This is a genomic window from Corynebacterium sp. c3Ub_189 (assembly GCF_039907195.1).
Taxonomy (GTDB): domain Bacteria; phylum Actinomycetota; class Actinomycetes; order Mycobacteriales; family Mycobacteriaceae; genus Corynebacterium.
Genome location: NZ_JASBOF010000012.1, coordinates 42,235 through 55,094 on the forward strand (window position 1 = coordinate 42,235; position 12,860 = coordinate 55,094).

General features: G+C 63.8%; 12 protein-coding genes. 7 read left to right on the plus strand and 5 right to left on the minus strand.

The features are described 5' to 3' along the window. Positions 1–41: 41 nt before the first annotated feature. The 4 genes from QKD99_RS07320 to QKD99_RS07335 all read right to left on the minus strand — a co-directional run bounded on the left by QKD99_RS07320 (position 42) and on the right by QKD99_RS07335 (position 4,149). The gene (locus QKD99_RS07320) at positions 42–1,160 is read right to left on the minus strand and encodes a homoserine O-acetyltransferase (RefSeq protein ID WP_347951116.1); all 1,119 of its coding nucleotides are present in this window, start codon (positions 1,158–1,160) and stop codon (positions 42–44) included. Continuing rightward, positions 1,157–2,473 carry an O-acetylhomoserine/O-acetylserine sulfhydrylase gene (locus QKD99_RS07325; RefSeq protein ID WP_347951117.1) on the minus strand — a complete coding sequence of 439 codons (1,317 nt, stop codon included), beginning with the start codon at positions 2,471–2,473 and terminating at the stop codon, positions 1,157–1,159. Before QKD99_RS07325 ends, QKD99_RS07320 begins: the two co-directional genes overlap by 4 nt. A gap of 172 nt (positions 2,474–2,645) precedes the next feature. Next, positions 2,646–2,807: a hypothetical protein gene (locus QKD99_RS07330; RefSeq protein ID WP_239278052.1), complete on the minus strand. Its 162-nt coding sequence runs from the start codon at positions 2,805–2,807 to the stop codon at positions 2,646–2,648. Positions 2,808–2,844: 37 nt separating this feature from the next. Next, positions 2,845–4,149 carry a PLP-dependent aminotransferase family protein gene (locus QKD99_RS07335; RefSeq protein WP_239278051.1) on the minus strand — a complete coding sequence of 435 codons (1,305 nt, stop codon included), beginning with the start codon at positions 4,147–4,149 and terminating at the stop codon, positions 2,845–2,847. A gap of 81 nt (positions 4,150–4,230) precedes the next feature. Between QKD99_RS07335 and pdxS the strand changes: the two genes are divergently transcribed. Next, a complete protein-coding gene (gene pdxS, locus QKD99_RS07340) occupies positions 4,231–5,133 on the plus strand; it encodes a pyridoxal 5'-phosphate synthase lyase subunit PdxS (protein ID WP_040424867.1) in 903 nt (300 codons plus the stop codon). Next, positions 5,127–5,717: a pyridoxal 5'-phosphate synthase glutaminase subunit PdxT gene (pdxT, locus tag QKD99_RS07345; RefSeq protein WP_347951118.1), complete on the plus strand. Its 591-nt coding sequence runs from the start codon at positions 5,127–5,129 to the stop codon at positions 5,715–5,717. Before pdxS ends, pdxT begins: the two co-directional genes overlap by 7 nt. 72 nt (positions 5,718–5,789) lie before the next feature. Here pdxT and QKD99_RS07350 read toward each other — a convergent pair whose 3' ends face one another. Next, entirely contained in the window at positions 5,790–8,003 is a 2,214-nt protein-coding gene (locus tag QKD99_RS07350; protein WP_347951119.1) for an NADP-dependent isocitrate dehydrogenase, read from the minus strand. A gap of 216 nt (positions 8,004–8,219) precedes the next feature. Here QKD99_RS07350 and QKD99_RS07355 point away from each other — a divergent pair, with 216 nt between their 5' ends. The 5 genes from QKD99_RS07355 (at position 8,220) to trpS (ending at position 12,780) form a co-directional block, all read left to right on the plus strand. Further along, the gene (locus tag QKD99_RS07355) at positions 8,220–9,473 is read left to right on the plus strand and encodes an MFS transporter (protein WP_284821991.1); all 1,254 of its coding nucleotides are present in this window, start codon (positions 8,220–8,222) and stop codon (positions 9,471–9,473) included. A gap of 21 nt (positions 9,474–9,494) precedes the next feature. Next, complete coding sequence (locus QKD99_RS07360) at positions 9,495–10,412, plus strand: exodeoxyribonuclease III (protein WP_347951120.1); 918 nt, start codon at positions 9,495–9,497, stop codon at positions 10,410–10,412. Beyond that, complete coding sequence (locus QKD99_RS07365; RefSeq protein WP_284815281.1) at positions 10,412–11,395, plus strand: trimeric intracellular cation channel family protein; 984 nt, start codon at positions 10,412–10,414, stop codon at positions 11,393–11,395. Before QKD99_RS07360 ends, QKD99_RS07365 begins: the two co-directional genes overlap by 1 nt. A gap of 51 nt (positions 11,396–11,446) precedes the next feature. Continuing rightward, the gene (locus tag QKD99_RS07370; protein ID WP_049378073.1) at positions 11,447–11,638 is read left to right on the plus strand and encodes a hypothetical protein; all 192 of its coding nucleotides are present in this window, start codon (positions 11,447–11,449) and stop codon (positions 11,636–11,638) included. Between the two features lie 116 nt (positions 11,639–11,754). Further along, complete coding sequence (gene trpS, locus QKD99_RS07375; protein ID WP_347951121.1) at positions 11,755–12,780, plus strand: tryptophan--tRNA ligase; 1,026 nt, start codon at positions 11,755–11,757, stop codon at positions 12,778–12,780. The last annotated feature ends 80 nt before the right edge of the window (positions 12,781–12,860 follow it).

Here is a 12,860-nt window from a genome sequence, read left to right on the forward strand (position 1 = left end):
GCGCGCTGCGCGGTTTTGGCGATCGCAGATGCAGCTAGCCTTTAAATCGAGTACTCGGTGGGATCGCCTGTCGCAGAATCGATGCTCGGGTCCGGTTGGGAAAGCGTGAGGAAGTTTCGGAGGATGCGATCCATCTGGCGTGACTCGGTGAGGAAGGCGTCGTGTCCTACCGGGGAGACAACCTTCGCCATTGCCAGCAGGTTGCCGAGGTTGCGCGAGATGTGTTCTTGCTGGTGATACGGGTACAAGATATCCGTGTCCACGCCGACGACCATGGTCGGCACCTCCGATGAGCCCAGCGCGCGGTTGAGGCCGCCGCGGCCGCGGCCGATATCGTGGCGGTTGAGCGCCTCGGTGAGGGTGACGTAGGAGCCGGCGTCAAAGCGATCGGCCAGCTTGATGCCCTGATAGTCGAGGTAGGAGTTGACGGCAAAGCGCTCATTGCGGCGCCGGTAGGGCCCGAGCGGATTCTCGCCGGTCTGGGCCTGGACGCCGAAGCGCTCGTCGATTTCCTGCTCGCCGCGATACGTCAGGTGTGCAATGCGACGCGCGGCCGCCAGCCCCTCGCGCGGGCGCTGCGCGGAGGCGTAGTAGTCTCCGCCATGCCAGAAGGAATCCTGCTCGATGGCCGCGATTTGCGCCGACTGGATGCCAATCTGCCAGGCGGAAGCGCGGGCCGATACGGCAATGACGCAGGCCGCATCAACGGCCTCGGGGTACATCAGCGTCCACTCCAGCGTGCGCGCGCCGCCCATCGAACCGCCAATGATGGCGTGGACGTGGGTGATGCCGAGCTCGCGGAGCGCGGCGCGCTCGGCCGCAACGAGGTCGCGCACCGACAGCGCGGGGAAGCGCGAGCCCCAGGCGCGGCCGTCGTCTGGGTGCGGGGAGGCAGGGCCGGTGGAGCCGCCGCAGCCGCCCAGTGCGTTGGTGGCGATAACGCACCACTTCGTCGTATCTAGCGCCTTGCCGGGGCCGACCAGATCGGCCCACCACTCGGCCACATTCGAATCACCGGTCAAGGCGTGTTCAACCACAATGACGTTATTGCGGCCGTGGGGATCGCCGAGGAGGTGGCCGAAGCGGTGGTAGGCAATGTGGGCGTCGGCAAGCGTGGCGCCGGCTTCGGTGTGGAAGTCGCCGATGCTAACTAGCTTCATGCCAGCGCGCTAAAGCCCAGCTCGAGGTCCGCGATGATGTCATCGATGTGCTCGATGCCAACGGACAGACGGATGGTGGACTGGGTGATGCCGGCCGCGGCAAGCGCAGGCTCGTCGGACTGGGAGTGCGTAGTGGTTGCCGGGTGCACGGCCAGGGAGCGGGTATCGCCGATATTGGCGAGGTTGGAGTGGAGCTTGAGGGCGTCGATAAACGCCCAGGCTTCCTCGCGGCCGCCGTCGATGTCGAAGGAGAGCACGGAGCCGGTGTAGGCGTAGCCGAGCTTTTCCTTGGTGGCCTTATACGGCGAAGAATCCAGGCCGGCGTAGTTGACCTTGGTGACCTTGGCGTGGCCTTCCAGGTACTCGGCAACGGCCTGGGCATTGGCATTGTGCTTTTCGACGCGCAGCCCCACCGTCTCGATTCCATTCAGCGTCAGCCAGGCGTTGAAGGGGGAGATGGCGGCGCCGGTATCGCGCAGCAGGCCGGCGCGGGCCTTGAGCGCGAAGGCTGGGGCTCCAAGATCGGCGTACTTCAGGCCGTGGTAGGCCTCATCCGGGGTGACGAAGTAGGGGAAGACGGGCTCGTCGTCGCGGGTGACGGTCCAGTCGAAGGAGCCGCCGTCGATAATCGCGCCGCCGATGGCCGAGCCATTTCCGGTGTAGAACTTGGTGGTGGACACCACGACGATGTCCGCGCCGAGGTCCAGCGGCCGGGCGAGGGCGGCGGTGGCGATGGTGTTATCCACGATGAGCGGGACCTGGTTGTTGTGGGCGACCTCGGCTATGGCCGGGATATCGAGGACATCGGCCACGGGGTTGCCAAAGGTCTCGCCGTAGAAGGCCTTGGTATTTGGCTGGACGGCGTCCTGCCAGGACTGCGGGTCGTCCGGGTCCTCGACGAGGGTGACGTCGATGCCTAGGCGCTTGAGCGTGACGGTAAAGAGGGTGGAGGTGCCGCCGTAGAGGCGCGGGGAGGTCACGATGTGGTCGCCGGCCGAGGCGAGGTTCAAAATGGCCGCGGTTTCGGCAGCTTGTCCCGAAGCGAAGGCGACGGCCGCGACGCCGCCCTCGAGGGAAGCGAGGCGCTCTTCCAGCGCGTCCTGGGTGGGGTTGGTCAGGCGGGTGTAGATGGGGCCGGCGTCGGAAAGATTGAAGCGGTTGGCCGCGTGCTCGGCGTCGTTAAAGACGTAGGAGGTGGTCTGGTAAATCGGCACGTTGCGGGCATTGTGGTGCCCATCGAGGTTTTGGCCCGCGTGTACGGAGCGGGTAGCGAAGGACCAGTCGGAATTGGAGTTATCGTATTTCGTCGTCATGCTTGGCAAGACTAGACCAAGCGGTATGTCTTGCGAGCGGGTTTAGTGAAACCTGCTGGCAGGAGCGAGAATAAAAATAGACTAAGCGGTCAGTCTCGAGTTTTATGTGGGCGTCGGAAGGCGCACGGCGGGGCTTTCGCGGCAGCGCACGTGGCCTCGTGGCTAAGAGTTTCTACGGGTGGTGATTTTGTTCCTCGAGCTGATCGGCAATGCGGCGGGTGTTTGCACGAGTTTCGTTGCTATTGCGCACGAGCTTGACCACGATGGCGATGATTCCGGCGAGGATGAGGAACGGAATGAGTATGAGTAGAAATTCAAGCGGGCCGAGGGACATTTATCACCTTTCTTTTATGGTCTTTGGGGCTACGGTATCACTCGCCTAATGCGGCCGCGACCGCGGTGAGGCTCGTGCGCAGCTCGGAGTCGCTGAGGTGGCCGAAGCCGAGGACGACGCCGTCTTCGGCGTCGGCGCCGCCCCAATAGTCGCGCAGCGGGGTGAGCTTAATGCCGCGGGCGGCGGCGCGGGGGACCACAGCCGGGTCGCACAGCAATACCGCGTGGAGGCCACCGTGGATGGGGAGGAGTTGTGCGCCTTCGATGGTGCCGAGCGTTTCGGCCACTAGGTTGCGGCGGCGTTTATAGGTGCGGCGCATGCGGCCGGTGTGGCGCCGTAAAGCGCCGCTGGCAAGGTAGTGGGCGAGCGCGGCCTGGGGAATGGCACCGACGGGTTGGCCGAAGATATCGCGTACGCGGTCAACGGCCGGGCGCAGGCGCGGTGGAACGACGAGGTAGCCGCAGGCAATCGAGGGGGAGATGACCGAGGAGAAGGTACCCAGCAGCACGGTGTGTTCCGGGGCGAGCGCGGCTAGGGCGGGCAGTGGCTGGCCGACGTAGCGCAGTTCGGAGTCGAAGTCGTCCTCGATGAGGAGGGCGTCGTGTGCGCGGGCCCATTCGACGAGTTCGGCGCGCCGGGCTGCGGGCAGCGAGCCGCCGTAGGGGTATTGGTGGCTGGGGGTGACGATGAGGGCGTCGAGATCGGCCGCAGGCACGGTGACGCCGTCGGGGTCGGTGGGGATTTCCACCAACGTGTGGCCGAGAGCCTGGGGTACGCGGCGAAGGCTGGGGTAGCCGGGGGATTCCACGCCCACACGCAGGTGGCGGCTGAGGGAGCGCAGGAGAACGGAGAGGCCGTCGCGGGCGCCGGCCGTGATCAGCACGCAGGCTGGGTCCACGGTGAGCCCGCGCATGTGGCGCAGGTGCGCGGCGACCTCGCGGGGCAGATCGCCGGAGGGGTCGACGGCCGCCGCACGCCACGCGGCCCTCCATTCAGGGGTGAGGATGCCGGCGGTGTCGGGCAGGCCGGGTGTCAGCGACACCAGTTCGGGCTCAGCGGCCGGTTCGGGGGCTGGCTCCGGCCGTGGGGCACGCGCGTGGGGGAGCAGTGGGTTGATGACGGTGCCGGAGCCAACCGCGGCGGTGAGGTAGCCCTCGGCCGTGAGTTGGTCGTAGGCGGTGACCACGCTGCCTCGGGAAATGCCGAGCTGCGAAGCCAGGTGGCGGGTCGAAGGAACGCGCTCGCCGGGCAGGAGGACGCCGGCGGCGACCTGGGCACGCAAGGCGGCGGCGATTTGCACGGGCAGCGGCCGCGTATCAGAGGGATCGAGGCGAAGGGGCACGGGCCCATCATAAGTGGTCTAATCCAACACGCTGAAAATGGCTCTTGTCTTGTACCAATTATGTGGGCCACTATGGCACCTATGACTGAACAGGTAAATGAACAAGGACGCGCTACCACGCGTGTGAAGCGAGGACTAGCCGATATGTTGAAGGGCGGCGTCATCATGGACGTCGTCACGCCGGAGCAGGCGCGCATTGCGGAGGACGCGGGCGCGTCGGCCGTGATGGCGCTGGAGCGCGTGCCGGCCGATATCCGCGCGCAGGGCGGCGTGGCCCGCATGTCTGACCCGGAGCTTATTGAGGGCATCGTCGAGGCCGTGGATATCCCGGTCATGGCCAAGGCCCGCATCGGCCACTTTGTAGAGGCGCAGATCCTGGGCGAGCTGGGTGTGGACTTCATTGATGAGTCCGAGGTGCTCAGCCCGGCCGATTACGTCAACCACATCAATAAGTGGGACTTCGACGTGCCGTTCGTGTGCGGTGCCACCAACCTGGGTGAGGCGTTGCGCCGCATCACCGAGGGCGCGGCCATGATTCGCTCCAAGGGCGAGGCCGGCACCGGCGATGTCTCCGAGGCCGTGAAGCACCTGCGCACCATTAAGGCGGAGATTGCCCGCCTGCGCCACCTGGACCGAGACGAGCTCTATGTCGCGGCCAAGGAGCTGCAGGCGCCGTACGATTTGGTTGCAGAGGTTGCGGAGACCGGCAAGCTTCCGGTTGTGCTCTTCGTTGCCGGTGGCGTGGCCACGCCTGCCGACGCCGCCCTTGTCCGCCAGATGGGCGCCGAAGGCGTCTTCGTCGGCTCCGGCATCTTCAAGTCCGGCAACCCGGCGGCCCGCGCGGAGGCTATCGTGAAGGCCGCCACGCTTTACGACGACCCTGCTGAGCTCGCTAAGCTTTCCCGCGGCCTGGGCGAGGCGATGGTGGGCATCAACGTCAACGACGTGCCTGCACCGCACCGTCTGGCCGAGCGCGGATGGTAGCCACCGTCGGGGTGCTGGCGCTGCAGGGCGGCGTCGAGGAGCACCTGCGCATTCTGGACGTGCTCGGTGTGGCGACGCGCCGGGTGCGGGTGCCGCGCGACTTGGACGGGCTCGACGGGTTGGTGATTCCGGGCGGCGAGTCGAGTGTCATCGACAAGCTGGCGCGCAGCTTCGGGCTGGCCGAGCCGCTGCGCGATGCCGCGGCCGCAGGATTGCCGGTGCTCGCGACCTGCGCGGGGCTCATTTATTGCGCCCGCGAGCTGGAAAACCCCGCGCCGGGGCAGCAAACCCTGGGGCTGTTAGACGTGACCGTGCGGCGTAATGCCTTTGGCAACCAGCGCTTTTCCGAAGAGCGCACGGTTCCTGTGACGGCGGGCGAGGAAACGCTCGACATTGCGGCGAGTTTCATTCGTGCCCCGCTGGTCACCCGCGTGGGCGAGGGCGTCGAGGTCATCGCGACGGTGCCGGGCGCGGACGGCGACGCGGTGGTCGGCGTGCGCCAGGGCCGCGTGACGGCGCTGAGCTTCCACCCAGAAGAAAACGGCGACGACCGCGTGCACGCCGCCTGGCTCGACAGCTTCTAAGCATGCAGACACACCAAAGCCGCCCCGCAGCGAAGCAATGAACGCTGCGGGGCGGCATTCGCCTGTGAAGACTTACTTCTTCAGGCCGTCGATAATCTCGTTGAACTGAGCAACTGGGCGCATGACGGCAGAGGTCTTCTCGTCATTCGGCCAGTAGTAGCCGCCGAGGTCGGCGGGGTTGCCCTGGGCGTCGACAAGCGCCTGGGCAATCTCGTCTGCCTGGGAGGACAGCTGGGAAGCTACGGCCTTGAACGCAGCGGCGAGATCGGCATCGTCGGTCTGGTTAGCCAGCTCCTCGGCCCAGAAGGTGGCCAGGAAGAAGTGGGAACCGCGGTTGTCGATTTCGCCGGCCTTGCGGGACGGGGACTTGCCCTCATTGAGCAGACGCTCGGTGGCCTTGTCCAGGGTGGCGGCCAGGACGCCGGCCTTCTCGTTGCCATTGGTCTGCTTCTCGTGGCGGAAGGACTCAGCCAGGGCCAGGAACTCGCCGAGGGAATCCCAACGCAGGTGGTTTTCTTCCTCGACCTGCTGGACGTGCTTCGGGGCGGAGCCGCCTGCACCGGTCTCGAAGAGGCCGCCGCCGGCCATGAGCGGAACCACAGACAGCATCTTGGCGGAGGTGCCCAGCTCGAGGATGGGGAAGAGGTCCGTGTTGTAGTCACGCAGCACGTTGCCGGTCACGGAGATGGTGTCCTCGCCGCGGCGGATGCGCTCGATGGAGGTCTTGGTAGCGGTGACCGGATCCTCGATGGAGATATCCAGGCCCTCGGTGTCGTGGTCCTTAAGGTACTTCTCCACCAAGGACTTGATGTTGCGGTCGTGGCCGCGCTCTGGGTCGAGCCAGAAGATGGTCTTCATGCCGGACAGGCGAGCGCGGTTGACGGCGAGCTTGACCCAGTCCTGGATCGGGGCGTCCTTGGTCTGGCAGGCGCGCCAGATATCGCCTTCCTCCACGTCGTGGGAGATGAGAACCTCGCCCTGGGAGTTGCGAACCTCAACGGTGCCCGCAGCCGGGATCTTGAAGGTCTTGTTGTGGGAGCCGTACTCCTCGGCCTTCTGCGCCATGAGGCCAACGTTCGGCACGGTACCCATGGTGGTCGGGTCGAAGGCGCCGTTTTCCTTGCAATCCTCGATAACGGCCTGGTAAACGCCGGCGTAGGAGGAATCCGGGATAACGGCGAGGGTGTCCTGCTCCTCGTCGTTCTTATTCCACATGTGGCCAGAGGTGCGGATCATGGCAGGCATGGAGGCGTCAATAATGACGTCAGAAGGCACGTGCAGGTTGGTGATGCCCTTGTGGGAGTTGACCATGGCGAGGTCGGGGCCGTCGGAAAGCGCGGCGTCGAAAGCAGCCTTGATTTCTTCGCCCTTGTCCAGGTTCTTCAAGCCCTCGTAGATAGCACCCAGGCCGTTCTCGCCGTTGAGGCCGGCAGCCAGCAGCTCCTCGCCGTACTTGTCATAAACATCGGCGAAGAAGGCGCGGACGACGTGGCCGAAGAGGATGGGGTCAGAGACCTTCATCATGGTGGCCTTCAGGTGGGTGGAGAAGAGCACGCCCTCTTCCTTGGCGCGCTTGACCTGTGCGAGGAGGAACTCATCCAGGGCCTTGGCGGACATGAAGGTGCCGTCGATGACCTCACCCTTGAGAACCGGAAGCTCCGGCAGCAGGGTCTGCTCGCCATCGGCGGTCTTGAGGACGATGGACAGGGTGTCCTCGTTTTCCAGAATGACGGACTTCTCATTGTGGCGGAAGTCGTTGTCCGCCATGGTGGCAACGTTGGTCTTGGAGTCCTTGGACCACTCGCCCATGCGGTGCGGGTGCTTCTTCACAAAGTTCTTCACGGCCTCCGGTGCGCGGCGGTCGGAATTGCCCTCGCGCAGCACCGGGTTAACAGCGGAGCCCTTGACGGAGTCGTAGCGGGCGGCGATGTCCTTTTCTTCCTCGGTGGAAGGATTATCCGGGTAATCAGGCAGATCGTAACCTGCGGCCTGCAGCTCGGCGATGGCCTTCTTCAGCTGCACCAGGGAAGCGGAAATATTCGGCAGCTTGATGATATTTGCTTCCGGGGTCTTGGCCATCTTGCCCAGCTCGGCCAGGGCGTCTTCGACCTTCTGCTCCTCGGTCAGGCGCTCCGGGAACTGCGCGGCGATGCGGGCGGCCAGCGAGATATCGCGGGTTTCCACGTCGATGCCAGCGGTGGAAGCGAAGGCCTCCACGATGGGCTTGAGGGAGTAGGTCGCCAGCAGCGGCGCCTCATCGGTACGGGTCCACGTAATCTTTGCCATGATTCTCCTAATTAACGTTGGAAAATTGTTCAAGTGCCCAGATTACCGATTTTGTGGGCGGCATGTGGGCCAGTTTGCTGAAAGTGATCCCCCATTTGCCGCCCCTTGAAAAGGGTTGCGTGGCCGCTGTCACCCATGCGCGGGAGGGGTGGAGATATTCACGAGCCCCCGCTGCGGGCATGCCACCGGCGCAGACGGGGTGTACCCTCACTCTCCATGAAAATCATCGATGAGCTAAGCCCGCGCAGCGCGCACGAGCACCGCGTTCGCCGCCGCCCGCTGCCGTTGCAAACGGAGATTACTGCCCGCCGCCGCGCCATCGTCATGGTGGCCATGGCCCTGGGCGCGTTTGCCATCGGCACGACGGAGTTCGTGTCTATGGGCCTGCTGCCGCTTATCGCGGATGATTTTGGCGTTTCGGAAGAAAACGCCTCCACGCTCATCACCATCTATGCCATGGGCGTGGTGGTCGGTGCCCCGTTGATTGCGGCTTTTACCGGCAAGCTGCCGCGCCGCCGGCTAATCCTGCTGCTCATCGGCTTCCTCGTGGTGGGCAACCTCCTCTCGGTCTTGGCCCCGAATTACGCCATCCTCATGATTGCGCGCTTCATCGCGGGCATGCCCCACGGTGCTTATTTCTCCGTGGCTAACCTTTCTGCCGCATCCATGGCGCCCCCAGGCGGCCGCGGCAAGGCCATGGCTTATGTGGGCATGGGCCTAGCCATCGCCACGGTTATTGGTGTGCCGGCCGCCCAAGCCCTCGGCTCCGCGCTGGGTTGGCAGGCGGCCTACCTAGTGGTCGTGGCTTTGGGTATTGTCACCGCCATTGCGTTGTTCTTCCTGATGCCGCACATGACGGAGATGAAGCAGACCGATATTCGCACCGAATTCGGTGCGTTCAAAAACAGCCAGGTGTGGTTCACCGTCATCATGGGCGTGGTCGGCTTTGGCGGCATGTTCTCCGTCTATACCTATATTTCGTGGACCATGACCGAGGTCGCCGGCATGGACCAGAGCCTCATCTGGGTGGTGCTCATGGCCTATGGCATCGGCATGACCATCGGCAATGCCTTTGGCGGCTGGCTGGCTGATCGCAACCTGGAGTTTGGCATTATCTTTGCCTTGGCCTGTCTCATCGTTATCTTGACGGCCTTCTACTTCCTCTCCGGCCATGCCATCCCCGCTACCTTGTGCTTTGGCTGCGTGGCGTTTATGGGCTCTACCCTGGTGCCTTCGCTGCAGCTGCGCTTGGTGCATGTGGCCGGCGACGCCCAGACTTTGGCCGCAGCCCTTAACCAGTCCGCGTTGAACATCGCAAACGCGGCCGGTGCGACCATTGGCGGCGCCGTGGTGGGTGCCGGCTTGGGCTACTCCGCTCCGGCGCTGGCGGGTGCCGGCCTGGCGGCGGCGGGGTGCCTGGTATGGGCTGCGACGATGTGGGATAAAAAGCGCCTTGCTCGCCGCGCCTAGGCATACCGATATGCTGTTGGCATGACCCTTACCATCGCGAGCGTAAACGTCAATGGAATCCGCGCTGCGTGCAAGCAGCGCAATGAAAATAACCCCGGAATGAACGCCTGGCTAGAGGAGACTCCGGCCGATATCGTGCTCATGCAAGAAGTGCGCGCAACCCCGGAGCAAGCCGAAAAGGCCCTGGCCCCAGCCCTCGAGGCGGGCTGGCACTTAGCTCTTGCCGACGCCGCCGCAAAGGGCCGCGCCGGCGTCGGCATCTTGTCCCGCACCCCGCTTGCCGACGTCGAAGTGGGCTTCGGCTCCTTTACCGACGCCGGCCGATGGATCGCCGCTACCACCCGCGACATTCGCGTCGCCTCCCTATACCTGCCTTCCGGCGATACCGGTTCGCCGAAGTTGGATGAAAAGTACCGCTTCTTGGATGAGTTCCAGGAGGTGCTGGCGGAGAACGCGGCGCGCAAGAATTCTGATGGCAGCCCGGCCGATATGGTCATCGGCGGCGACTGGAATATCTGCCACCGCGCCCAGGACCTGAAAAATAATAAGGCCAATGAAAAGAAGGCCGGCCACCTGCCGGAGGAGCGCGCCTTCATGGACCACGTCTTTGGTTCGTTCCCGGATGATGAGCCGCAGGAGAAGAAGAACCTGGGGCAGTGGCAGGGTGTTGTCGAGTACGCCGGCGGCGAGCCGTGGTCCCCGGCCGCGGATCCGCAGTGGTTCGACGTCGCCCGCCGCCTGCACCCGGACGAAGATGGTCCTTATACCTGGTGGACTTACCGTGGTCAGGCGTTTAATAACAACGCTGGGTGGCGCATTGATTACCAGGCGGCCACCCGCCCGATGCTGGAGCGCGCGCAGCGCACCTGGGTGGATAAGGCCCCTACCGTGGAGCAGCGTTGGTCCGACCATTCCCCACTGCTGGTGGAGTACCGCTGATGACGCCGCTATTTAGCGTCCTGTATGTAGTTGGTATTACGGCTGAGTCCATGACCGCCGCATTGTCCGCCGGCCGCCAAAAGCTCGACCTTTTTGGCGTCACCATGATCGCCTCCATGACGGCGCTGGGCGGCGGCACGGTGCGCGATATGATCCTCGATGATCCTCCCTTTACCTGGGTTGAGCACCCCATCTATTTGGTGATCGTCATCGTGGCGGCCGTGGTGACGGTGGGCATGTCCTTCCTCATGCACTATTTCCGCCACCTCTTCCTCATCTTGGATGCCCTGGGGCTTGCGGTCTTTTCGGTGCTCGGCACCCAAATTGCGGTCCATTTAGGTCACGGGTTCATCATTGCCTCGGTTTCCGCGGTGATTTCTGGCGTCTTTGGCGGCGTGCTGCGTGACCTGCTTTCGGATCGCATCCCGCTGGTCTTTTCCGGCGAGTTTTACGCCGCGATTTCGGTGCTCGCCGCGGCGCTATTTATGGCGCTGTACCACAGTGGCCTGGCCGAGGAACCGACCGCGATTATCACCGCCTCCGTGTGCTTTATTGCCCGCTTGGCCGCGATCTACTTCAAGAAAGGCCTGCCCGTCTTTGAATATCGCGATGCCGAGCAGCAGATGGACCCGCGACTGCGTTTGTCCGCGCGCATCGTGCGCGATGGCGCCCGCAAGGCCAAGCGCAAGGCGGGTGCGGCCACGCGCTATGCCAGCCCGATCACGCGCCCGCTGACTCGGCCGCTAAGCCGCCCCTTGAGCCGGACGTTTAGGAAAAAGTCTCGAGCGTTTTTTACCGCGACCGAAGGAACGGACTACAGCGATATGTCGAGCAACCGCATCGCGCGCCGGCCGAAGCAGCAGTCGATTACGCGGCCGAGCGGCCGGCACTCGCCAGGGGCACGGGGAGTAAACGTGGAGCAGCAGTGGAGCTTCAATAAGGGGGACGTCGGCAAGCGCAAGGCACCCAAACACAAGCAGTAGTGCTAGTATAGGTAAGTCAAAAAATTCAGTAATCTGCAACGGAGAAAGTTCATGGCTCGCGCAATTATTTCTTTCGTCCTCGGCGCTGTAATCCTCGGCCTGAGCATCTGGTGGTGGACCGTTGTTGGTCCGTCCTTCGCTTTCCTCGGCCCCATCGTGCTGATGGGCGTGGGCGGCGCGCTGATGGTTGCGGGCTTTGCCATCTTTATGGATGTTGTCAGCCCCACCTCCCGCAAGATTTAAGTTCTTGCGCCGCTTCCCCTGCCCTACGGGTAGGGGATTTTTTCGATCCCTCGCTCAGGCGGCGCCGGGGAAGGATGTGAACCGCGCGGCGAGGCTAGGGGGTAGGATAAGGCACCATGACTGCAGACAATTCCACCGTTTCCCGCGTCCTGTCCGGTATCCAACCCACCGCTGATTCCTATCACCTGGGTAATTACCTAGGAGCGCTCAAGCAGTGGATTGACCTGCAGGACGGCTATGACGCCTTCTACTTCATCCCTGACCTGCACGCGATCACCGTGGAGCAAAATCCGGAGGAGCTGCGCAACCGCACCATCGCGGGTGCCGCACAGCTCATTGCCTTGGGCATTGATCCGGAAAAGTCCACGCTCTTCGTGCAGTCGCACGTGCCCGCCCACGCGGAGCTGACCTGGGTACTGCAGTGCCTCACCGGTTTTGGCGAGGCCTCCCGCATGACCCAGTTCAAGGATAAGTCCGCCAAGCAGGGCTCGGATCGCACCTCGGTGGGCCTATTTACCTACCCGATCCTCATGGCCTCCGATATCTTGCTCTACTCGCCGGATTATGTGCCGGTGGGTGAGGATCAGCGCCAGCACCTGGAGCTGACCCGTAATCTGGCCGAGCGCTTCAACAATAAGTACGGCGAGACCTTCAAGGTACCGGAGCCGTTCATCCCGGAAGGTGCGGCAAAGATTTATGACCTGCAGGAGCCGACCTCCAAGATGTCTAAGTCCGGCGCCAACCCGAAGGGCCTGGTCAACCTGCTTGATGCGCCGAAGACCTCGGCTAAGCGCATCAAGTCCGCCGTGACGGATGACTTGGGCTCGGTGGCCTTCGACCGCAACAAGCAGCCGGGTGTCTCCAATTTGCTGGTCATCCAGTCTGCGCTCACCGGTGAATCCATCGATTCCTTGGTGGAAAAGTACGCCGGCCAGGGCTACGGCCACCTCAAGGTCGATACCGCCGACGCGCTGCAGGAATTTACCACTCCGCTCAAGGCGCGCTATGACGAGTTGATGGCGGACCGCGGCGAGCTCGAGCGCATCCTGGCGCAGGGCGCGGAGACGGCGCAAGAGATTGCGCAGCCGCTTGTCGACGCCGTTTATGAAAAGGTCGGCTTCCTTCCCCGCCTGCGCAAGTAGCAAGCGGCCGCTTCCCCCGTGCCCCACCCCACAAAGGGACAAGTGGGGGTTTGCCAGTTACTCTAGGTGGGATAAAAACT